The sequence below is a fragment of the Serratia sp. CY38905 genome (assembly GCF_052168875.1).
GTDB classification, from domain to species: Bacteria; Pseudomonadota; Gammaproteobacteria; order Enterobacterales; family Enterobacteriaceae; genus Serratia; species Serratia sarumanii.
Genome location: NZ_JBJNLV010000001.1, coordinates 1,178,718 through 1,200,085, shown reverse-complemented (window position 1 = coordinate 1,200,085; position 21,368 = coordinate 1,178,718). Strand labels below are relative to the sequence as shown.

The 21,368-nt window shown below is 58.9% G+C and carries 27 protein-coding genes and 1 other RNA gene; 22 read left to right on the top strand and 6 right to left on the bottom strand.

Going from position 1 to position 21,368, the window contains the following annotated elements:
• The first annotated feature begins 65 nt into the window (after positions 1-65).
• The gene (locus ACJ8MK_RS06050) at positions 66-557 is read left to right on the top strand and encodes a YbaY family lipoprotein (RefSeq protein WP_049196364.1); all 492 of its coding nucleotides are present in this window, start codon (positions 66-68) and stop codon (positions 555-557) included.
• Between the two features lie 64 nt (positions 558-621).
• Here the strand turns inward: ACJ8MK_RS06050 and ACJ8MK_RS06045 are convergent, their stop codons facing one another.
• Positions 622-936, bottom strand: a complete 315-nt coding sequence (locus ACJ8MK_RS06045) for an MGMT family protein (RefSeq protein WP_103829796.1) — start codon at positions 934-936, stop codon at positions 622-624.
• A gap of 156 nt (positions 937-1,092) precedes the next feature.
• Here ACJ8MK_RS06045 and ffs point away from each other — a divergent pair.
• From ffs to ACJ8MK_RS05965, 16 genes are all read left to right on the top strand, one after another.
• Positions 1,093-1,189, top strand: an RNA gene (gene ffs, locus ACJ8MK_RS06040) — signal recognition particle sRNA small type.
• 368 nt (positions 1,190-1,557) lie between these two features.
• A complete protein-coding gene (locus ACJ8MK_RS06035) occupies positions 1,558-2,355 on the top strand; it encodes a winged helix-turn-helix domain-containing protein (RefSeq protein WP_442517586.1) in 798 nt (265 codons plus the stop codon).
• A complete protein-coding gene (locus ACJ8MK_RS06030) occupies positions 2,340-2,834 on the top strand; it encodes a FidL-like protein (RefSeq protein WP_033637327.1) in 495 nt (164 codons plus the stop codon). Before ACJ8MK_RS06035 ends, ACJ8MK_RS06030 begins: the two co-directional genes overlap by 16 nt.
• Positions 2,835-3,232: 398 nt before the next feature.
• A complete protein-coding gene (locus ACJ8MK_RS06025) occupies positions 3,233-3,718 on the top strand; it encodes a winged helix-turn-helix domain-containing protein (RefSeq protein ID WP_197846760.1) in 486 nt (161 codons plus the stop codon).
• Positions 3,719-3,748: 30 nt separating this feature from the next.
• Entirely contained in the window at positions 3,749-4,252 is a 504-nt protein-coding gene (locus tag ACJ8MK_RS06020) for a type II secretion system protein N (protein WP_033647289.1), read from the top strand.
• Positions 4,253-4,378: 126 nt separating this feature from the next.
• Positions 4,379-6,268, top strand: a complete 1,890-nt coding sequence (gene gspD / locus ACJ8MK_RS06015) for a type II secretion system secretin GspD (protein ID WP_049196518.1) — start codon at positions 4,379-4,381, stop codon at positions 6,266-6,268.
• Entirely contained in the window at positions 6,265-7,761 is a 1,497-nt protein-coding gene (gspE, locus tag ACJ8MK_RS06010; RefSeq protein WP_060422017.1) for a type II secretion system ATPase GspE, read from the top strand. Before gspD ends, gspE begins: the two co-directional genes overlap by 4 nt.
• Positions 7,751-8,962: a type II secretion system inner membrane protein GspF gene (gene gspF, locus ACJ8MK_RS06005; protein ID WP_308414423.1), complete on the top strand. Its 1,212-nt coding sequence runs from the start codon at positions 7,751-7,753 to the stop codon at positions 8,960-8,962. Before gspE ends, gspF begins: the two co-directional genes overlap by 11 nt.
• 11 nt (positions 8,963-8,973) lie before the next feature.
• On the top strand, positions 8,974-9,438 hold the full coding sequence (gene gspG, locus ACJ8MK_RS06000; RefSeq protein WP_308414427.1) for a type II secretion system major pseudopilin GspG: 465 nt from the start codon (positions 8,974-8,976) through the stop codon (positions 9,436-9,438).
• Positions 9,435-9,905, top strand: a complete 471-nt coding sequence (locus ACJ8MK_RS05995; protein WP_161725943.1) for a prepilin-type N-terminal cleavage/methylation domain-containing protein — start codon at positions 9,435-9,437, stop codon at positions 9,903-9,905. The genes gspG and ACJ8MK_RS05995 overlap by 4 nt, the downstream gene beginning before the upstream one ends.
• Positions 9,889-10,266 carry a type II secretion system minor pseudopilin GspI gene (gene gspI / locus ACJ8MK_RS05990; protein ID WP_223307169.1) on the top strand — a complete coding sequence of 126 codons (378 nt, stop codon included), beginning with the start codon at positions 9,889-9,891 and terminating at the stop codon, positions 10,264-10,266. The genes ACJ8MK_RS05995 and gspI overlap by 17 nt, the downstream gene beginning before the upstream one ends.
• Positions 10,263-10,874 (top strand): type II secretion system minor pseudopilin GspJ, encoded by a 612-nt coding sequence (gene gspJ, locus ACJ8MK_RS05985; RefSeq protein WP_442517585.1) that lies wholly within the window; start codon positions 10,263-10,265, stop codon positions 10,872-10,874. Before gspI ends, gspJ begins: the two co-directional genes overlap by 4 nt.
• Positions 10,871-11,773, top strand: coding sequence for a type II secretion system minor pseudopilin GspK (gspK, locus tag ACJ8MK_RS05980; protein WP_103829789.1), 903 nt, complete (start codon positions 10,871-10,873; stop codon positions 11,771-11,773). The genes gspJ and gspK overlap by 4 nt, the downstream gene beginning before the upstream one ends.
• A gap of 3 nt (positions 11,774-11,776) precedes the next feature.
• Positions 11,777-12,907, top strand: coding sequence for a type II secretion system protein GspL (gene gspL, locus ACJ8MK_RS05975; RefSeq protein WP_342098263.1), 1,131 nt, complete (start codon positions 11,777-11,779; stop codon positions 12,905-12,907).
• A complete protein-coding gene (gene gspM, locus ACJ8MK_RS05970) occupies positions 12,904-13,350 on the top strand; it encodes a type II secretion system protein GspM (protein WP_033653249.1) in 447 nt (148 codons plus the stop codon). Before gspL ends, gspM begins: the two co-directional genes overlap by 4 nt.
• A 36-nt stretch (positions 13,351-13,386) precedes the next feature.
• Positions 13,387-14,202: a prepilin peptidase gene (locus ACJ8MK_RS05965; protein WP_051917604.1), complete on the top strand. Its 816-nt coding sequence runs from the start codon at positions 13,387-13,389 to the stop codon at positions 14,200-14,202.
• Here the strand turns inward: ACJ8MK_RS05965 and gspS are convergent.
• Positions 14,199-14,561: a type II secretion system pilot lipoprotein GspS gene (gene gspS, locus ACJ8MK_RS05960; protein WP_033653248.1), complete on the bottom strand. Its 363-nt coding sequence runs from the start codon at positions 14,559-14,561 to the stop codon at positions 14,199-14,201. The two genes, ACJ8MK_RS05965 and gspS, sit on opposite strands and share 4 nt — an antisense overlap.
• Before the next feature lie 253 nt (positions 14,562-14,814).
• On the opposite strand from gspS, the gene gbpA reads away from it, so the two are divergent.
• Both gbpA and ACJ8MK_RS05950 read left to right on the top strand, forming a co-directional pair.
• Complete coding sequence (gene gbpA, locus ACJ8MK_RS05955; protein ID WP_103829786.1) at positions 14,815-16,242, top strand: N-acetylglucosamine-binding protein GbpA; 1,428 nt, start codon at positions 14,815-14,817, stop codon at positions 16,240-16,242.
• A 52-nt stretch (positions 16,243-16,294) separates the two neighbouring features.
• On the top strand, positions 16,295-16,813 hold the full coding sequence (locus tag ACJ8MK_RS05950; protein ID WP_440497748.1) for a cytochrome b: 519 nt from the start codon (positions 16,295-16,297) through the stop codon (positions 16,811-16,813).
• Positions 16,814-17,109: 296 nt separating this feature from the next.
• On the opposite strand, the gene ACJ8MK_RS05945 is transcribed toward ACJ8MK_RS05950, so the two are convergent.
• From ACJ8MK_RS05945 to ACJ8MK_RS05935, 3 genes are all read right to left on the bottom strand, one after another.
• Positions 17,110-17,313 carry an HHA domain-containing protein gene (locus ACJ8MK_RS05945; protein WP_004940313.1) on the bottom strand — a complete coding sequence of 68 codons (204 nt, stop codon included), beginning with the start codon at positions 17,311-17,313 and terminating at the stop codon, positions 17,110-17,112.
• A 49-nt stretch (positions 17,314-17,362) separates the two neighbouring features.
• Positions 17,363-17,731 carry an Hha toxicity modulator TomB gene (tomB, locus tag ACJ8MK_RS05940; RefSeq protein WP_004940312.1) on the bottom strand — a complete coding sequence of 123 codons (369 nt, stop codon included), beginning with the start codon at positions 17,729-17,731 and terminating at the stop codon, positions 17,363-17,365.
• A 158-nt stretch (positions 17,732-17,889) separates the two neighbouring features.
• Positions 17,890-18,243: a hypothetical protein gene (locus ACJ8MK_RS05935; protein ID WP_033653245.1), complete on the bottom strand. Its 354-nt coding sequence runs from the start codon at positions 18,241-18,243 to the stop codon at positions 17,890-17,892.
• A 406-nt stretch (positions 18,244-18,649) separates the two neighbouring features.
• Here ACJ8MK_RS05935 and ACJ8MK_RS05930 point away from each other — a divergent pair, with 406 nt between their 5' ends.
• The 3 genes from ACJ8MK_RS05930 to ACJ8MK_RS05920 are packed head-to-tail and all read left to right on the top strand — an operon-like array spanning position 18,650 to position 21,121.
• Positions 18,650-19,363, top strand: coding sequence for a metal ABC transporter ATP-binding protein (locus tag ACJ8MK_RS05930; protein WP_442517607.1), 714 nt, complete (start codon positions 18,650-18,652; stop codon positions 19,361-19,363).
• A complete protein-coding gene (locus ACJ8MK_RS05925) occupies positions 19,360-20,217 on the top strand; it encodes a metal ABC transporter permease (RefSeq protein ID WP_033637343.1) in 858 nt (285 codons plus the stop codon). The genes ACJ8MK_RS05930 and ACJ8MK_RS05925 overlap by 4 nt, the downstream gene beginning before the upstream one ends.
• Before the next feature lie 25 nt (positions 20,218-20,242).
• The gene (locus tag ACJ8MK_RS05920) at positions 20,243-21,121 is read left to right on the top strand and encodes a metal ABC transporter substrate-binding protein (RefSeq protein WP_041033680.1); all 879 of its coding nucleotides are present in this window, start codon (positions 20,243-20,245) and stop codon (positions 21,119-21,121) included.
• A gap of 106 nt (positions 21,122-21,227) precedes the next feature.
• Here the strand turns inward: ACJ8MK_RS05920 and ykgO are convergent, their stop codons facing one another.
• A complete protein-coding gene (gene ykgO, locus ACJ8MK_RS05915) occupies positions 21,228-21,368 on the bottom strand; it encodes a type B 50S ribosomal protein L36 (RefSeq protein ID WP_004940304.1) in 141 nt (46 codons plus the stop codon).

Below are 21,368 nucleotides of genomic sequence, written 5' to 3'. Positions count from 1 at the left end.
CTAGGTTTAATAGGTGAGGTGGTGAAAGCCACCAACATGTTGATAATAAAAAAGGAGACCGATCCATGAAACTCTGGCAAATCGTAGGCGGTGCCGCGGCACTGACGATCACGCTGGCGGGATGCGCGCAAAAGAGTGCTGATGTGCCTACCCAGGCGGCCGGTAACCCGGCGGCTGCGCAAACGCAGATTCAGGGCCCGGTGGTGACAGGTTCGGTTAATATACGTCAGCGCATTGCGCTGCCGCCGGACGCCGTACTGACGGTCACCCTCTCTGATGCCTCGCTGGCAGATGCGCCGTCCAAAGTGATTGCACAGCGCGCGGTACGTACTGAAGGGCAGCAGGCGCCATTCAGCTTTACGCTGCCGTACAACCCGTCCGACATCCAACCGAATGCGCGTATCATTCTGAGCGCGGCGGTGACGGTCAACGGGCGACTGATGTTTATTACCGACACCATCCAGGAAGTGGTTAACCGCAACGGCACCCGTGCCGATCTGCTGCTGGTTCCGGTTCAGGGTGTGCCGATTCAGGCTGCGCCAACCGCCATGCAGTAAGCTTACTGCGGTACAGCAAGATGAAATCAGCAGCCTTTGCGCTTCGGCCAAAGGCTGTTTTGTTTTACCAGCGCCAGCCGTAGCGACCGAAATCGACCGTGCTGTGCGGGCCGAAAATAATCCCCTCCGCCAGCAATGCCTGCCGTTGCCGTTGAAAATCCTCCCCCTGCTGCGAGATCTGTCCGTGTCGGTTGATCACCCGGTGCCAGGGCAGCGTGCTGCCTTCCGGCAAACGCCGCAGCACGCCCCCGACCTGACGCGCGGCGCGCGGCGAGCCGGCCAGCCGGGCGACTTCGCCGTAGGTGGTGACTTTGCCGAACGGGATGGCGGCCACGATATGGAAAACCCGCTGGCTGAAAGAGGCGTCTTCTGGTTGCATATTGCTGTTCCTGCGTGACTCAAAACCCAGGCGAAGAGTGTGCCACAGCGCAGGTGGGTAAGAAAACAGCGGTTAACCCCGGTTGGCTTGCTATTTGATGGGGCATCGCCGATAATGCCCACCGCTTCGGAGTACAGAAGCCGTCAATGGGGGCCCTGTTGGTTCTCCCGCAACACTAACTTGTGAACTCGGTCAGGTCCGGAAGGAAGCAGCCGCAGCAGGTGACGTGTGTGCCGGGATGTAGCTGGCAGGGTCCCCACCCATTTTGCGGCCCGCAAAACGCTTATCCCCGTTATTCCTCATGTCGACAAGCTGCGCAAGCGTCATTTCGTACGCCGCGAGCGTGAATCTTTTCCTCTGCGCCGCTTTTGCCCTTCTCCTCCCGTGACCAAATGTATTGTTGCCAACAGATCCGATGACGGTGAAAAAATAGCGTTTATATCGTTATTTGTGGGACAAATAATGACGCAGGGATAGGGAAAATTCTTAAAGTTGCACGCCTGTTGGGATGGCGTTAGTATGGTTTATTCTCGTTGCGAAAAAACTATCCGCGCTTCGCGGCGGTCGACGAACTGGCTGAATAAGTTTAAATAATAACCCGTGTGCGCTGTCAGGCTGAACATGATTTATATCATTGATAAAGATATTACATTTAACACTGAAAACGGTTCATTGAAGAGTATAAAGAAGGGACGGGAAGTTTTCTTATCCAGCGTCAATTCGAGAGTATTCAAATGCTTGCTCGAGCATGGCCACGAGGCGGTAAGCCGGGAAACGCTGTTGCAACAGGTTTGGAGCGATCACGGCTTGAGCGCTTCTTCCGCGACGTTAAATCAATATATCAGCCTGACGCGGCGGGCCTTGACGTCTGTCGGTTTCAACGAGCGCCTGATCGTTACCCTCTCTAAAAAGGGGTATAGACTCAATAGAATAATATCGATAGAGCGGCTGCGGATTGATTTGCCTGAGCCTCCCCACGCCGCGGACGTTCCCACTACATCGCCCGCATCCGCCGCGGCGTCAAAAAATACCCACCATTATTTTTTTATTCTGCTGCGCAGCTTATCGATCGTCGTGCCATTATCTTTTCTGGCGCTGTGCTTCATCTATTACAAACATCATCGCGACAGTGAAAAGAAGCAGGTATTGTCTTACGTCGGTACGGTGAACGGCTGCCCGATCTACTATGCCGGCCATTTTTTGGAGAATCATCAGGACGACTATTTGCAGTTCTTGATCCGTAAGGATCTTTATGGCCAGCGTTGCCGCCCCGGTGAGATTATCATCACCAAGGTTAACCGTTCTCATAATGCCAGTGAAGACAGCGGATGCCAGTTTATCGCCAAATGCACGAAGGACAGTGCGGCCGTTTTGCATAATTGTGAGAGCGAGTACATCCGGGCATGGAAAAAAAGTTAAATATCTTGTCAGCCACGCTGGTCGGCCTGTGCGTGTTGACCGGCAGCGTGGTGTATTCCCTGGTGCGCAGCCATCATGGCTTCGGCGATTTGTCCTGCGAAGCGAACGCCACGTTTAATTATTTCAATTCGCTGGACGCGCAGGCGGCGCACGATGATATCCAGCTGTCGCTAAAAATAAACTACATCTTTTTGTCCGGCGATAAGGGCGTGATGATGCTGTCGGGCCTGGCCAACGATGGCGAAGAGAAGTATTTCGTCAACCGACGGGTTAACTTCAGCTACGTCTCGCAAGGCAGTTTTTATCGCTTCCACTATGGCGAGGTGAATTATTCGCCGCGTGATACCTTGCCGGACGAGGTGTATACTTACTTTTTCAGCACTGAATCGACGTTTTATCATATTCGCAGCGTGGATAAGAATACGTTGATGTTTAGCGATGCCTACTCGCCGATGTTTTTATGCAATATTGAATCCTGATCTGCATGTTATTTTATATGGCTTAAGGTGTATTCTGGTTACCTTTTATATCCTCGGGTCCTGCCTTTTCCGCACACGGCTAATAACATGGGTTATTATGCGCGAATGCCTATTTTTTCATTGTTAATCAAATTTAATGGTGATTTAGCTATTTTATAAAAACGGCTATCATCATGTTTTTAAATGATTTAATGAATCTAAGGCGATGCGGTATAGCCATATTAATTTTATATTGTTTATTTTAAAGAAATAAGTTGCATGAATGTTTTTCGCATGATTAATTGAGGCCGCTCTTGAAACGGCGAACTATTAATTTTCATTGAAAATGCATCTCGCCGCATGCGTGCAAAGGTGATGGCACAAGAGCCTTTGGACTTCATTAAACTGATAGGCGAGAGATGGACATACATAACATTGCCCTGAACGAGACTCTGTTGGAAAATGAGTTGGTGATATTAAACAACAATGAAAAAACGCTGTTGTTTAAAAAAGAGAATGTGCTCATTGAAATGACCGAATTACAGCGGCGCTTCATGCTGTGCCTGTTGAGCGGTATTTATAAGAAGAACGACATTATTCGCGCGGTCTGGTTTTGCAATCATGAGACCATCAGCGACAACAATTATTATCAGATGATATTCCAATGCCGCTCTTTGCTCTCACGCCACGGTATTCCCGGCGAGGTGATCAAGACCATTCCCCGATTTGGCGTGATGCTGAGTTTTCAGGCCTGCGAGCGCGCGGCCGTTAATTTGCAGGGGGAATGCCCGTCGCCATTGGCTAATAAGCGCCGGCGAACGTGGTTGGACGCCGTGAATTATAAAGTGGCCCTGATCATCACGCTGCTGTTTTCTGTCGCGATGGTGGTCGGTATTTCCGCTTAGCGTTGACACCGTTGAATAACCGGGGGGCACGTGAGCAAGCGGTTGACAGACCTTCTTATTCTACTTTTCTGCCTGATAAATCTGGCATTCATGCTCCAGCTGGGATGGCGAATGGTGGCCGGGGATGGCGCGCCCGTTGAGCCGAGCCGTGAAAACGCGCGCGGGCCGGTGCGTCATAGTGTCTTTCCTCAGGAAGATGACATCGGAAAAATTCATGACGCGCACTGGTTTGGCCGCTATCAAGCGGCGAAAAACGGCGAAAAGGCGCACGGGTATAAAGTCGGCGAATGGGCGATCGGTGCCGAGCTGCTGGCTAACGCGCCGGAAGCCGCAGCGCTCGGCAAGATAGCCGGCCTGCTGTTCAGCGACAACGCCAAAAAAAGCCTGGTCATCGTCGAGCATGGCGGCAAGCAAACCGGTTATGGCGTTGGCGACCGTCTGGCCGGCAGCAATGCCGTTATCGTGCGGATAGTGAAAAATAAAATACTGCTCGATGAAAACGGCTATTACGCCACGCTGACGTTTAAAGAGTAGCCGGCGCGCCGTTTCGGCGCGGGATGTTTCATAGCATAAGGCGACATTGTGATTACGCATTTCATTTATCGTTCTGGCCCAGGCTGGAGCGCCGGCTTATGGCGCGCATTAGCGGCGGTGGCCGTCATGATCGCGCTGGGCGGCGCGGCGCGCGCGGAGCAATTCTCTGCCAATTTCAAAGGCACGGACATTCAGGAATTTATCAATACGGTCAGTAAAAACCTGGGCAAAACCATCATTATCGATCCGGCGGTGAAAGGTAAGGTCACGGTGCGCAGCTACGAACAGCTCGACGAGAAACAGTATTACCAGTTCTTTCTCAACGTGCTGGACGTCTATGGCTATACGGTCATCGGCATGCCCAACAACGTCCTGAAGGTGATTGCCGCCAAAGAGGGAAAAAGAGCCGCGCTGGCGCAAAACGGCGCAGAGGCGATCGCCGAAGGGGATGAGGTGGTGATGCGCGTGGTGCCGCTGCGCAATATCGCGGCCAAGGACGTTTCGCCGATATTGCGCCAGCTTAACGACAGCATCGGCGTGGGCAGCGTGGCGCATTACGAGCAGGGCAACGCGCTGTTGATCACCGGCCGGGCCAGCGTGGTCAACGGCCTGCTCGAGCTGGTCAGGGAGATGGATCAGGACGACGGCAATCGGGTCGAGACCCTCGCGCTGAAGCATGCGGCGGCGCCGGAGATCGCGCGCATGGTGAATGAACTGTTTCGCGAAGAGGGCAAGCGGCGTACGGCCGGCGCGAGCTCGCTGCGGCTGGTGGCGGATGAGCGAACCAACAGCGTGATGATCGCCGGGGACGAGCGGGCCCGCGAACACGCCAAAGAACTGATTGATCAGCTGGATAACAAGAGCGTCACCCAGGGCAATACCCAGGTTATTCCGCTCAAATACGCCAAGGCGCAGAGCCTGGTCGAGGTATTGACCGGCGTGAGTGCGGGCCTGCAAAACGAGAAAGAGAGCGCCGCCGCCAACGTGGCGCTGCTGAAAAACGTGGTGATCAAGGCCGATGAGCAGACCAATGCGCTGATCATCACCGCCGCGCCGGACGTGATGCGCGATCTGGAGGCGGTGGTTGCCAAGCTCGACGTGCGCCGCGCGCAGGTGCTGGTCGAAGCGGTGATCGTCGAAGTGCAGGATGGGCAGGGGCTGAACATCGGCGTGCAGTGGGCCAACAAATACGGCGGCGGCACGCAGTTCGCCGGCTCGGCGCCCGGGGTGTCGGCGGGGTTCGAAAATGGCATGAGCGACGTGTTCGGCAAGGCCAACGGCCTGATGACCGGTTTCTACAGCGGTAATTGGGGCGTATTGCTGTCCGCCATCGCCAGCAACAACCAAAACAATATCCTGGCCACGCCGAGCATCGTCACGCTGGATAACGCCGAGGCGGAGTTCAGCGTCGGGCAGGATGTGCCGATCCTGACCGGTTCGCAAACCACCAACAGCGATAACGTCTTCAACACTGTGTCGCGCAAGACGGTGGGGATCAAACTCAAGGTCAAACCGCAGATTAACCAGGGCCAGTCCGTGCTGCTGCAGATCGAACAGGAGGTCTCCAGCGTTGCCGACAGCGCCGGCGCCACGCCGGATTCGCTGGGGGCGACCTTCAATATCCGCACGGTCAACAACACGGTGCTGGTGGACAGCGGCGAAACCGTGGTGGTGGGCGGCTTGTTGGACAAGTCCAATTCGGAGCTGGAGAGCAGCGTGCCGATCCTCGGCAAGATCCCGCTGCTTGGGGCGCTGTTTCGCTCGACCGCCACCAAAGCGAGCAAGCGCAATTTGATGCTGTTTATCCGCCCGACCATCATTCGCAGCACCGAGGGGTACGCCCGGCAGAGCCAACGCAAGTTAGGCAAGTTCGACGCCGAGCAGCAGGACGATCGTGAGCTGAATGACGCGCTGCGCGGCGAGATCGCCGGCGATAAGAAGGCGCTCGACAATCGGGCGTTTCTCGCCACCGTTGCCAGTATCGACGCGTTTTATCCGCGGGGAGCCCGCCCGTGAAGCGCCGTTCCGCGGGGCCGCTGCTGCCTTTCGCCTGGGCGCGGCAGCATGGCGTGCTGGCCGTCGATGGGCAGAGCGGCATCCAAATGTATTGCCATCCTGAAACGAGCCACGCCGGGTTGATGGAGGCCTACCGCTGCCTGCCCGGCGAGCCGGCGCTGGCCCGGCTGGAGGTGGAGGCTTTTGATCAACGGCTGGTGGCGCACTACCAGCAGGAAAGCGGCCAAGCGCAGAAAATGATCGACGACCTGGGCGGCGAACTGGATTTTTACGCGCTGGCCGAGGAGCTGCCGCAGCAGCAAGACCTGTTGGACGAACAGGACGATGCGCCGATTATCCGCCTGATCAACGCCTTACTGAGCGAGGCGATCAAAGAGCGCGCCTCCGATATCCACATCGAAACCTACGAGAGCGAGCTGGTGATCCGCTTTCGCATCGACGGCGCGCTGCGGCGGATTCTGGCGCCGCAGCGCAAGCTGGCGGCGCTGCTGGTGTCGCGCATCAAGGTGATGTCGAAGCTGGATATCGCCGAGAAGCGCGTGCCGCAGGACGGGCGCATGGCGCTGAAGGTCGGCGGGCGGGCGATAGACGTGCGGGTGTCGGTGATGCCGGCCAGCCACGGCGAGCGCGTGGTCATGCGCCTGTTGGACAAACAGGGCGTGCGGCTCGAACTGCCCAGCCTGGGTATGGCGCCGGCGCACCAGCAGGCGTTGCTGCGCCTGATCCGCCAGCCGCACGGCATCATTTTGGTCACCGGGCCGACCGGCTCCGGCAAGAGCACCACGCTCTATACCTTGCTGAGCCAGATCAACGATGAACAGCGCAACATCATGACGATCGAAGATCCCGTCGAGTATGAGTTGGCCGGCATCGCGCAGACGCAGGTAAATCCCAAGGTGGACATGACCTTCGCACGCGGCCTGCGCGCGCTGCTGCGGCAGGATCCCGATGTGGTGCTGATCGGCGAGATCCGCGACGGCGAAACGGCGCAGATCGCGGTGCAGGCCTCATTGACCGGGCATTTGGTGCTGTCGACCCTGCATACCAACACGGCGATCGGCGCCGTGACCCGGCTGCGGGACATGGGGGTCGAACCGTTTCTGCTTTCGAGTTCGCTCAGCGGCGTGTTGGCGCAGCGCCTGGTGCGTCGGCTTTGTCCGCAGTGCCGCGAGCCCTATGCGCTGTCTGACGCGCAGCGGCGCCTGCTGGGGCTGCCACCGACGCAGGCGGTGACCTGCTGGCGCCCGTTGGGGTGCGAGGCCTGCGGCGGGCAGGGATATCACGGCCGAATCGGCTTGCACGAACTGTTGGTGCTGGATGAACCGATGCGCATGGCGATCCATCGCGGTGACGGCGAGCTGGACATCGCGAAACTGGCCGCCGAACGCTATCTGCCGCTGCGCCAGGATGGGATCGCCAAGATGCGCGCCGGGGAGACCAGCCTGGAGGAAGTGCTGCGGGTGACGCGCGAAGGGGACGGCGATGAAGTTTGATTATCGCGCCTGCGATCGTGAGGGGCGCGCCCAGCGCGGCGTGTTGGAGGCGGATTCTCTGCGCCACGCCCGCGATCGCCTGCGTGAAAAGGGGTGGCAGGTGCTGGCGGTGCAAGCGCGCGGGCGGCCCGTTTTCGCCGGCATGTTGGCCGGCCGCTGGATGAGCGGCGTGAGCAGCGGCGATGTGGCGCTGTTGACCCGGCAGCTGGCGACGCTGCTCTCCGCTGCGCTGCCGCTCGAGGAAGCGTTGATGGCGGTGGCGCGGCAAACGGAGAAAAAAGGCCTGCAGGCGGCGTTGGCTCAGGTGCGGCAGCGCATTCTGGAGGGCTTCCCGCTGGCGCAGGCTCTAGGGCAGCATCCGCGAATTTTTGACCGTCTCTACTGCGCCATGGTGGCGGCCGGTGAGATTTCCGGCCATCTGGCGCCGGTGCTGGAGCGGCTGGCCGACTACGTCGAACAGCGCCAGCAAATGAAGAACAAGATCGTGCAGGCGCTGGTGTACCCGATGGTGCTGACGGCGGTGGCGATCGGCGTGGTGGCGATCCTGTTGACGGCGGTGGTGCCGAAGGTGATCGAACAGTTTGTGCATATGAAACAGACCTTGCCGCTGTCGACCCGGATGCTGCTCGGCGCCAGCGACGGGCTGCGCCAATGGGGGGCGTTGGCACTGATGTTGGCGCTGGCGAGTCTCGGCGCTTTCCGCTATCGCCTGCGGGATCCGGCGCGGCGCGTGCGCTGGCATGCGTTCATCCTGCGGTTGCCGGTGGTCGGCAAGCTGGCGCTGGCGGTGAATACGGCGCGCTACGCCAAAACGCTGAGCATTTTGAACGCCAGCGCGGTGCCGTTGCTGGAGGCGATGCGCATCAGCGCCGGCGTGTTGGGCAACGACGCCGCCCGCGAACGGCTACTGGCGGCGATGGAGCGGGTGCGGGAGGGCGAAGGGTTATCGCCGTCGCTCGAGGGTACCGCGCTGTTCTCGCCGATGATGCGGCACATGATCATGTCCGGCGAGCGCAGCGGTGAGCTGGACATGATGCTCGAGCGGGCGGCGACGATGCAGCAAGAGGCTTTCAGCCGGCAAATCACGCTGGCGCTGGGGCTGTTCGAGCCTTTATTGGTGATCGCGATGGCCGGTTCGGTGCTGTTCATCATTTTGGCCATCCTGCAGCCGATATTGCAGCTCAATAATATGGTCGGCTAATCATGCCGTTAATGGAGAGTAAAGTGAGTCATATCAGCAAAATACGCAGATCGCGGCAGCGAGGGTTTACGCTGCTGGAAATCATGGTGGTGATCGTCATTCTGGGGCTGTTGGCCAGCCTGACCATTCCAAGCCTGATGGGAAACAAGGAGAAGGCCGATCGGCAAAAGGCCGCCAGCGATATCGTGGCGCTGGAGAACGCGCTGGATATGTACAAGCTGGATAACGGGCGTTATCCCAGCGCGGAGCAGGGGCTGGCGGCGCTGGTGACCCGGCCGGTGTTGGCACCGATCCCGAGGAATTATCCCGAAGACGGCTATATTCGCCGGTTGCCGCAAGATCCCTGGGGGCAGGAGTACCGTCTGCGCAACCCGGGGCGCCACGGCAAGCTGGACGTGTTTTCTCTGGGGCCGGACGGCGTTGCCGACACCGATGACGACATCGGCAACTGGGTGGCCGACGCCGACGTGCCATGAGGCGCATACGCGGCTTTACGCTGCTGGAGATCATGCTGGTATTGCTGCTGCTGGGGGTGACCAGCGGCCTGGTGATGCTGAGCTTTCCTGCGGATGAGAAGCCGCTGGCGCGGCAGGGGGAGCGGCTGAGCCATTGGCTGTATGCCCTCGCCGAGCGGGCCGAACGTGAAGGGGTGAGTTATGGCGTGGCGTTCGGCAGCGGCGGTTGGCGCAGCGTCGCCGCCGAAGAGGGGCGGGATGAATACGTTTTGCCGGAGGGCATCGCGCTGCGGCTGAGCGTTGAAGGGCAAACCGTCACGCTTGACGACGCGGCGGCACAGATGCCGCAGGTGTGGCTGTATCCGGGGGGTGAAACCACGGCGTTCAGCGTGGTGTTGTCGCAGGGCAAGTGCCAGTGGCGATTGCAGGCACCCGGTTACTTCGTATTTGAAACGACGGATATTCGTTGCGATGACGCGGAAAATTAAACGCCAGCGGGGTATGACGCTGCTGGAGGTAATGGTGGCCTTGATGATCTTCGCCATCGGCTGCCTGGCGCTGATCAACAGCACCGGCGGCCAGGTGCGCAGCCTGAGCGCGATCGAAGCCAAGACCGTCGCGCTGTGGGTGGCGGACAACCAGTTGACGCTGCTGCAGCTCGACCCGTATCCGCCGACGCTGGCCTGGCATTCGGGCACTGCGGCGATGGCCGGTGAAACCTGGCACTGGCGCTATCGCGGGCAGGAGACCAGCGACGCCGGAATGCGGGCGATCGCGATTGAAGTCCGGCGCGATCCGCAGGATCGCAACGCGCTGGTGGAGATGCTGGCCTACAGGGCACTGCCATGAAACGCGGTTCGCAATGCGGTTTTACGCTGGTGGAAATGCTGCTGGCCATCGCCCTGTTCGCCATGCTGTCGCTCACCGCGCTGGCGGTCTTTAGGGGCGTGCTGAAAAGCGATGAAATCACCCGGCGCAAATCGACGCAGCTGACCCAGCTGCAACGGGCGCTGGCGATCGTCGAACGCGATTTCACTCATGCGCAGGCGCGGGCGCCGATTGGCGATAAGCGCTTGCCGGCGGTGCCGGAGTTCGCGGTGCGGCAGACGGTGGGCGAGGACGCGGATATACAGCTGCTGCTGATCCGAAACGGCTGGCAGAATCCACACGCTCGGCTGCCGCGCGCCACGCTGGAGCGGGTGGTGTATCGCTACCGGCAGGGGCGGCTCGAGCGTCTCAGCTATCCGAGTTTGGGCAGCCCGCAGGCGGCGGCGCGCAGCGTGCTGCTGCTGCCGGAGGTGACGCGGTTCCGCCTGCGTTTTTACCTGCAGGGCGAATGGTTGACGACCTGGCGCGCCGGCGGGCTGCTGCCGCAGGCGGTGGAGATCGTCGTCGAAACCCCCGCGCTGGGGGAGGTGCGCCGCATCGTCACGGTGCCCGCCGCGAGGCCATCATGAAAAAACAACGCGGTATGGCGCTGTTGATGGTGCTGCTGCTGATGTCGCTGATGGCGATCGTGGCGATCAATATCAACGACAACTGGCAGCGTTCGCTGGCGCGCACCCAGTCTCAACAGGATCGGCTGAAGGCCAAATGGCTGCTGCTGGGCGGGGAGATCTACGCCCAACAGCGATTGCGGCAGGCGGGAGAGAAGCGCAAGGCCTGGGGGGCATCAGGAGCGGCGTTCAGTATGCGTACCGAAGAGGGGGAGGTGGCGATACGCCTGCGCCGCGTCGATGCCTGTTTCAACCTAAACACCCTGATCCGCGCCGCCGGCCCAACGGAGGCCGGGGATAGCGAGGGGGGGCCCCCCAATAAGGAGAGGCGGATATTCATGCTGTTACTGAACAACCTGGGGATCGCCGACGCGCAGGCGGACGCGATTGCCGAGGCCATCGTCGCCAGGGGCGATGACGAGGGGTATCTGATGGGGAATGTCAGCGAATTGCGGGAGCTGGCCGGCATCGATCGTGAGCTTTACCTGCGCCTGGCACCGCAGCTTTGTGCGGCGCCGGATGCCGAACTGCGCATCAACCCGGATGCCGTGAGCGAGGCGCAATTACCGCTGCTGCGGGCGATGCTGATGAACGCCCTGAGCGATGAACGGTTGCGGGCGCTGCTGGCGGCCCGTCCGCCGCAGGGCTGGCAGACGCTGGCGTTTTTGTCGCAGGAAAAAGCGCTGCAAGACTTGGGTGACGACGATCTCGGCGAGCGATTGACGTTCGACGATAGCCGCTGGATTGCGCAGCTGCAGCTGACGCTGAACGACGGGCGCTATCGGCTCGTCAGCGCGTTGCAACCGGGCCAGTCAGGCGTCACGGTCAGCGGACGCCTGTTCGACAGAGGGGAGGGGTAAAGGGTGGCGAATACAATCCTGCTTATCGCGCTGAGCGAGGACTTGATGGCCGATGTGCGCTGGGGCCGCGTCGGCGAGACGAGTTGCCGCTTTGGCGCCCACCTCGATCTGACCGAAGGCGGCGGCGAGTTGGCGGCCATGGCGCAGGGCAGCCGCGTCGTGGTGTTGGTGCCTGCCCGTCATGTGGCGCTGAGGCAAACGACATTCCAGGGCAAGGCCCGGCAGGCGACGCCGCTGGCGCTGGCCTACGCCCATGAGGCCGGGTTGTTGGCCGATGCCGAGCAGATGCACTGGGCGGTGCTGGACAAGGCGCAGCGCGATTTCACCCTCGCCGGCGTCGCGCTGACGCAGATGCAGGAATGGGTCGAGCGCCTGAGCGCCAGCGGCATTCGCGCCGATAAAATGCTGCCCGACGTGCTGGCATTGCCGCTGCCCGGCCAATGCAGCGCGCTGCATTGGCGCAACCACTGGTTGATCCGAACGGGAAGCGGGCAGGGAATGCAGCTGCCCGACGCCTGGCTGGGCTGCGCTTCACTGCCGACGCCGGACTGGTGTCTGCACCGCGGCGGGGAGGTTCCGGCGGGCTGGGAAGCGGCGCGCATTGACGAGGATCCGCTCTGGCGACTGGCGGAAGAGGCCTGGAACAGTACATTCACGCTGCTGCAGGGACGTTTCAAACCGAGCGTACGCTGGCCGCGCCGCCTGCCCGACAAGACCGCCTGCGCGCTGCTGTTGCTCAGCGGTTCGCTGCTGGTGGGCGGTTTGCATCACCAACAGATGGCCCGGCAGAGCGAGAGCCAGATTGCGGCGCTCTCACGGCACCTGCTGCCGGGCCAGGCCGCGTCGGCGTTTGCCGAGCAGGCGGCGAAAGCGCGGGTGCGGCGTATGCAGGATGCCCTGAATGCGCCGCAGCTGTTCAGGTTGTTGCCCTACGCGGCCGGGGCGCTCGCGTTATGGGCGCCCCCGCAGCTGCAGGCGCTGGCTTTCGACGCCGCCGACGATCGTCTGGTGGTGACGGTGAACAGAAACGACATGCCGCTGCCGGCGCCGGTTAACGACGGCGAGGTCAGCATGGCGTTCAGCGAAGGCGGTGCGTCCAACCAGGCGATCCTGACGGTGAGAGGTGAGCGATGAATATCGGGTGGCGCGATAAGGCGTTGCGGCGGGCGGTGCTGTTAAGCCTGTTGCTGCTGGCAGCCTGCGGCTACTGCCTGTATCAGTTTTCACAGGCGCAGAAAAGCGCACAGCGCCTGGCCGCGCTGCAGGGGCAGGCACGCGTCATCCAGCAACTGCAGGCGCGCTTGCCGCCGGATGCCGCTGCGCGCGAGCAACTGCCGGAGCGGCTGCGGCAGAGCGCGCAGGCGTTCCGCATCCCCATCGTCGCCCTGACGGAAAGTGATGCGCAGATGCAGGTGGGGCTGCCGCCCGTGCCGTTTGAAAGCCTGCTGTCGTGGCTGGCCGCCCTGCAGCGTGAGCATGGCATCCGCGTGCTGGCGCTCGCCGTGGAGCGCGCGGAGCAGGCGCCGGGCGTAGTGCAGGTCAACCTGCTGCGGGTAACGACGCAGCCGTCGATGTAACCAACGCGAAAGAATCATCAGGGATCAGAAAAAATCATGCTATTTGCTATAAATGCGGCGGCAGATGAACACTGGCTGTTATTTAGCGCCGTGTTGAGTCTGTGCGTCGGCAGTTTTATTAACGTAGTCGTTTATCGGCTGCCCATTATGCTTGAGCGCGAAATGGAAACGGCGCAGGCCGAGCGGTTCGATCTCTTTTGGCCGCGTTCATTCTGTCCGTCATGCACAAAAAAATTATCGGCGTTCGATAATATTCCTTTATTAAGTTGGCTGCTGTTGCGTGGCCGCTGTCGTTATTGCCGCCGTCCTATTGCCGTGCGTTATCCACTGCTGGAATTATTTCTGATGCTGATGGGGATAACGCTGGCCTGGCGGCTCGGCATCGGGGTGGATTGGTTTTTCATGCTGGCGTTGGTTGCGCTGTTGCTGGCGTTGGCGGCGATCGACAGCCAATGTCAGCTGCTGCCGGATTGCCTGACGCTGTCGCTGCTGTGGATCGGCTTACTGTGGCATTGCCTGGCGCACCCGGCCTTTTTGCCGGCGGCGGTCATTGGCGCGATGGCGGGCTATCTGGCGCTCTGGCTATTGTATTGGGGATTTCGTTTGGCGACCGGCCGCGAGGGGCTGGGATACGGCGATTTCAAACTGTTGGCGGCGCTTGGCGCCTGGGGCGGCTATGCCGCTTTGCCGTCGATCCTGCTGTTCGCCTCCGCCGGCAGCCTGCTGTGGCTGTTGCTGTGCGCGTGGCGCGGCGGCGATGCGGCCCAACCCCTGCCTTTCGGGCCGGGGCTGGCGACGGCGGGCGCCGGCGCGGTGGCCTGTCAGTGGCTTGCGCTGCCGATAGGGGGCTAACGCAGCTGGGCTAAAAAAGGCGCCAGCGAGCGGTTGAGTCCACGGCACTTTTCCTGCAGCGGCGTGGCGTCGGCCTCCAGCTGCGCGGCGACGTGTTTACCCGCCGCAAGCAGTTGGGCGCGATTGAGCGCCGGCGTCCAATCTTTTTCCTTCGCTTCCTGCAGCGCCGCCGCCGCGAGCTTATCGCCGGCCGGAATATCGGCGCGGTTGCACCTGTCTCTTAGAAATTGACCGGCGCCGACCAGCGACGACAGCTGGTCGCGTTGGGTGGCGGCGTCAGGAGCCGATTTGGCGGCGTGCTGGCAGCCGGATAACAGCAGGGATGCCACGATCGCTGCGGCAATATTTTTCAATGTCACGTTATTTTCTCTGCGGTGTTGGTACGGTGTATTTATTTTCTTGCTCGGTGCTACGGTATTTCACGCTTTCCGGATTATTTTAAACGTTTGTCATGCCATTTAATATCATGACGATATTAGGTTTTATTATTTTAATGCATTCTAAGTGCCGGGCATTCAGGGCTTCTACTTATTATTCCTCTCGCGGTATCGCCGCATCTCTTTGAGTTTCTTCTCACTCAGTTGGAATCCAATAAATTTAACTGGAGTCGTAATGAAATTATCCAAAATCGCCCTGATGATGGCAACGCTCGCGGCCTCTTCGGCCGCCTGGTCGCACGGTTATATCGAAGTGCCCGAGAGCCGCGCCTACAAGTGCAAGCTGGGCAGCAACACCGACTGCGGCCGGGCGCAGTGGGAACCGCAGAGCGTCGAGCAGGTTTCCGGCTTCCCTGGCGGCGCGACGCCGCTCGACGGCCAGCTGGCCAGCGGCGGGGTGAACGGCTTCGAGTCGTTGGATCGCCAGGGCGTCAACGTCTGGGCGTTGAACACCATGAAGCCGGGGCCACAGACATTCACCTGGTACCACACCGCCAAGCACAAAACCAATAACTGGCGTTACTACATCACCAAACAGGACTGGGATGTGAACAAGCCGCTGTCGCGCGAGGCCTTCGAAAAAGAGCCGTTCTGCGAGATTGATGGCCATGCCAAGCCGCCAAAAGATCGCGAAGTGCACCAGTGCGTGGTGCCGGAGAGAACCGGCTATCAGGTGATTTACGGCGTGTGGGAAATCAATGACACGGTAAACAGTTTCTATCAGGTGGTTGACGTTAACTTCGAAGACGACGGCGTCGTGTCGGAATGGCGCAAGCAGCTGCAAGGTTCCCTCACCGGTAAAAACCTGCAGGTTGGCGACAAGGTGATCGCCCGCTTCTTCGATGCGGACGGTGAAGTGCTGACGATGAAAACCGAACTGGCGATCGACAGTGAGACGCTGACCGACAAAAACCGCTGGGGTCACGCGCTGGCCAGCAAGATCAACGCCGAACAGAAAGCGGTGCGTGCCGGGGTGAAAGACGGCAAAGGCAACGTCAATCCGGTATTTGGCAACAACGCGGTCTACGCCAAGCAGGGCAGCACGATGAAGAGCGTGGTGATTTCCTATGAGGAAGAAACCCCGGCTATCACCGAAGAGATCCGCATCGGCAACCTGTCCAGCACCAAAATCAAGGACGGCAAAGCTCAGCTGACTTTCAATGCCGAGGTCAAAGGCAAACTGACGGTTGAAGCGCGCGTTTACGACCACGGCCAGACGGAAAAAGGCTATGTGAAAGCGACGCTGGAAGACGCCAGCCAGCCGCTGACTATGGCGCTGAGCAACGTCAGCGAAGGCCACCACATGCTGAAAGTGATCGCCAGCAACGACAACGGGCAGAGCATTCAGCCAGATATCGAAAACTTCAACCTGGAAGCGGAATCCACCGGCGGTGGCGGCAACGGCGACTATAACTTCGTCTTCCCGAACGCGCTGAGTAAATACACTGCCGGCACCACGGTGCTGCAACCGAAAGACGGCAAGGTATATCAGTGCAAACCTTTCCCTTACAGCGGTTACTGCATGCAGTGGAACAGCGGCGCGACTCACTTTGAGCCGGGCGTGGGTTCCAACTGGCAGGATGCCTGGGTCGTGAAAAAGTAAGCGTAAATCGGATAGCCAAGCGGCCAGCGATGGCCGCTTTTAAAGGAGTTTTATGTCACACGAACCTGCCCGTTACGATCTTTTCAGTCGGTTACTGCATTGGGGCATTGCCGCCGTGATGATCTACGTAATGATCGTTGGTTATTCACTGCATTTTATGACGGATGCACGCATCTTCGCCTTTTTCTCCGTGACCAATATGTCGCTGGCCTTGGTGCTGACACCGCTGATGGCGGCGCGCTTTATCTGGCGTTTTTTCCGGCCTAAGGTGCCCTATGGCGATATGCTGCAAGGGCACGAGAAGGGATTGGTGCATTTGCTGCACGAAATATTCTACCTGCTGATTTTCGTGGTGCTGCTCAGTGGATTCCTTATGCTGGAGCACGGCTTTGCCGTTTTCGGCGCGATCGACTTCCCTCGCCCGATAGCAAATCTCGACGTTAACCGCTTCTTTTTCGCCGTGCACCGTTATTCGTGCATCGCGCTGTCGGCCATGATCGTGCTGCACATAACGGCGGTGATTAAACACCACTGCTTCGCCGGGCAGGCGATTTTGCGCCGCATGCTCTGATTTTACGGGGCGATCACGCCGCCCGGCGAGGCAGTGCGGCGGCGTGGCCGCGAAGGTAATAGGGAAGAGCGACGGCATGACCGTGACGCGTGTGGCCGATAAGCAGGGAGTGCGAGAGACAGCACGCGTTAATCGCATTAAGGCGTAATACCCTGGACAGGAACAGAGAATTGTTTCTATTTATTATTAACGATAAAAATGAACGTAATTAACATTTCATTGTCAATAGGAAAAATACGTATTCAGTTTGAACATTGAAGCCGATAAAAGCATCGGCTCAACGCGTTGGGGGATGATTATCTGACATATTTCCAAACGGAGGTGGGGATTTTGTCATACAGTTTGTTCATGGTGAGCTCCGCCAGACGGTGATCGGCCGCTGAGTAAAACAGCTCCAGTTCATCATCGGAAAGCTCGTACTTATTTTTCTCAATAACACGTTCGAGAGTATCAATCGTGGTGCATTTACGTAAACGCATCAGATAGTCGGTTTTAGTCATGGTGGCCTTTAGTTTAATAACCGTAAAATAGCTCGGGAATAATTATCCCCTAAGTTTTCATTGTCGTACAGATGTCCTCTCCTGAGAACATTCTGAATAATCTCGCCTTGGTTTTTTGCCAGCGGCGCAGGTCGGAATCATTGATACCGTAGCTGCTGAACAGCGTATAGGTATCGTCGAGATATTCTTCGACTAACTCCGACAGGTCTGATTCGTCCATGTATTTAATTTTATAACTCATCACAAACGAAGCGATATGTTCGATCAACTCATTAAGCTGCAGGTTGACGGAGGACGTCGGATCGTTGACCCACCCATGGTGACTGTCTCCCAGGGTAGCGATACCTTCATCATACAAATTTTCGCACAAGAATTTGAGCTGAGCAATGTCGTGTCGCTTAGGCGAATACTCATCCATATCATCCCCTCCGTAAGTCTTAATTGCGGTGTGATAACACTATGTGAGTAAGCTGATTTACATCATGGACGGAGGCAGCTTAACGGTGGTTAAATAAACTTCCCGTAAAATGAATATAAATCATTTTTTCGCGTTTGGCCTGCAGTTATTACGTAAACTTACAATTCATCCGCAGTTGATGGCCGTGAGTTATCAATGATGTCGAAGATTAAACCCCGCTCCGTCACTCGGAACCGTACGCTGTCGTTGATGATATCTTCGCTGTTGATATCCAGACAGGCATTAAAAATGCCCCACTTATAGCGATAACTCATTGAATAATCGCCGTCACCTTGTCGTACTATATCAAGTATTTCTAATGAATCTTCGGCATAGCGTGCGCTTTCAGAATAAAAACTCAGTCCGCTGGTCAGCGCCGGCACTAACTCCGCTATATTGTCATTAATCACTTTCTTTAATTTTTTAACAGAAAGTGCGTTGACGTCCAGGTTACAGGCAAGGGTAACAAGCATTAATCTCGGCCAACAGCAATGTTATCTGCTTATCTTACTCCTTTTTCACTCACGCCGGTAAATTTTTCGATTTACCGCTGTTCTTTACCTTATGCCAACATTTCAACCGAATGGGAATATCCCTGGATTTGATAAGGAGGCTGCGGGGGAAGCGCCGCTGCGCGAAGGACTGTTACGTTCCGTTGCATTATTGTCGCGCCATAGCTTGAGATGTGGTAATGGGTGTGATGTTATATTATAACTATTAACCCATCATTTTGGTCACCACATTGACTCCCTCTTCACAACATGACGCCGCGCCGTCACTGAATTCGTTGTTTACCACCTCCGCCGCCGCGCGCTGTGCGGGGGGCGTTGCGCTGCTGGCCCTGCTATGGCTCGGCATCTTCTGGGCGGTATCGCTGCCATGATCTCCTTGCGCCAACTGGCTATAGGCTATGGCGTCACGCCGCTTTTCCCGCCGCTGAGCGGGCAGTTCAGCGCCGGTTCGTTAACCGCGGTGGTGGGCGTCAACGGGGCCGGGAAATCGACGTTGCTGAAAACGCTCGCCGGATTGTTGCCGCCGCTGGGCGGCAGTCTGAGTTTTAGCGGCGGCAAGCCACCGTGCAGGGCTTATTTACCGCAGCAGGCCGAGTTGGATCGGCAATTCCCGATCGCGGTAAGCGATCTGGTGGCGATGGGCTGTTGGCCGCAAAGCGGCATGTTCGGCGGTATGAACAGGCGCGCGGCAAGCCAGGTCAATGAGGCGCTGGCGAACGTTGGCATGAGCGCGCTGGCGCGCAGCCCGGTGGGCGAACTGTCCGGCGGCCAGCTGCAGCGGGTGCTGTTTGCGCGCCTGCTGGTTCAACCGGCGCCGCTGATTTTGCTGGATGAACCTTTTACCGGCATCGACAGCGCCACCACGCAGATCCTGCTGCAGGCGATCGCGCAACTGCATCGGCAGGGGAAAACGGTGATCGCCGTGCTGCACGATATGTCGATGGTCGCCGAGCATTTTCCACAGGTACTGTTGCTGACGCCGCAGGCTTGCCACTGGGGCGCGGCCGAGCGGGTACTGGAACAGGTGCCGAGGTATCACGCCGCCGAACGGCAGCCGGATCTGCGGGCGGTGGCGCCATGATGCTGTGGCATGGGCTTATCGATCCTTTCCTCTCTTTCGGGTTTATGCGCCGCGCGCTCATGGCGTGCCTGGCGTTGTCGCTCAGCGCCGCCCCGCTGGGCGTGTTTTTGCTGCTGCGCCGCATGAGTCTGGTGGGGGATGCCTTGTCCCACGCGGTGTTGCCGGGCGCGGCGATCGGCTATCTGATCTCCGGTATGTCGCTGGTGGCGATGGGGGTGGGCGGCTTTATCGCCGGGCTGGCGGTGGCGATGCTGTCCGGCCTGGTGAGCCGCCGCACGCCGCTGAAAGAGGACGCCAGTTTCGCCGGGTTCTATCTGGGCTCACTGGCGCTGGGGGTCACGCTGGTCTCGCTGCGCGGCTCCAGCGTGGATCTGCTGCACGTGCTGTTCGGTTCGATCCTGGCGGTGGATGCGCAGGCGATGCTGATGGTCGGAGCGATCGCCTCGGTTTCGCTGCTGGCGCTGGCGGCGCTGTACCGTGCATTGGTGATCGAGTCCTTCGACGTCACGTTCCTGCGCGTCAACGCGCCGCGCCGGTTGGCGCTGATCCACGGCCTGTTTCTGGCGCTGGTGGTGGTCAATCTGGTGGCGGGATTCCAGATCCTCGGCACCCTGATGTCGGTGGGGCTGATGATGCTGCCCGCCGCCAGCGCGCGCTTCTGGGCGCGCAATCTGCCGCAGACGCTGGCGACGGCGATGGGCATCGGCGCGCTTTCCAGCCTGATTGGGTTGGTGTGGTCCTATTACGCTTCGCTGCCCGCCGGCCCGGCGATCGTGCTCAGCGCCAGCGTCATCTTTTTCGTCTCGATCCTGTTTGGAACGCGTGGAGGCATTTACGCCTTCGCGCGCCGTTGAGAAGTGCCATTTGCAAGGAGAAAGTATGAAACGTTTACCTATATCGCTGGCGGTCGCTGCGCTGCTGGCCAGCCCATTGGCGATGGCGAAGACCGTCGACGCCGTCGCCAGCTTTTCCATTCTGGGCGATATCGTCAAACAGGTGGGGGGCGATCACGTCAAGGTCAGCACGCTGGTGGGGCCGGATGGCGATCCGCACAGTTTCGAGCCTTCGCCGCAGGACGGCAAAAAGTTGGCTCAGGCTGATGTGGTATTCGTCAGCGGACTGGGGCTGGAAGGGTGGATCGATCGCCTGGTCAGCGCTTCGGGTTATAAAGGGCAGGTGATCACAGCTTCACAGGGCATCAGCACCCGCCAGATGGAGGAGGACGGCAAAGCGATTACCGATCCTCACGCCTGGAACAGCATGAAAAACGGCGTGCAGTACGCCACCAACGTGATGAACGCCCTGATTGCCGCCGATCCCGAGGATGCCAACTATTTTCGCCAGCGCGGGGCCGAATACATTCAGCAACTGCAAAAGCTGGACCTGTGGGCCAAAACCCAGTTCGCCGCAGTGCCGCCACAGAAACGTAAAGTGCTGACCAGCCATGATGCTTTTGGTTACTTTGGGCAAGAGTATGGCGTCACTTTCCTTGCCCCGGTCGGATTTTCCACCGAGGCCGAAGCCAGCGCCAGCGACGTGGCCGGCCTGATCAAGCAGATCAAACAGGAAAAGGTCAACGCTTACTTTATCGAGAATCAGACCGATCCGCGGTTGGTGAAACAGATTGCCGCCGCCACCGGCGCCAAGGCGGGCGGCGAGCTGTACCCTGAAGCGCTCTCCCGTACGGGCGGCCCGGCGGCCACCTATGAACAGGCGTTCAAACACAATGTCGACGCGCTGCTGAGCAGCATGAAGTAACCTCTGCCCCCGCCTGCCGGCGGGGGACAGCTTGCAGGCACTTTCTCGCCATAAAAAAAGCCCCGTTGAGCAGCAACGGGGCTTTGCGACAGATGACACTGGGGAGTTAACGCTTTTTCTTACGTCCCTGTACCGCTTTGAATCGCGGATTGCTTTTACAGATCACATAGATGCGGCCACGACGACGCACGACTTTGCAATCCGGGTGGCGATTTTTCGCCGAACGCAATGAACTCAATACCTGCAT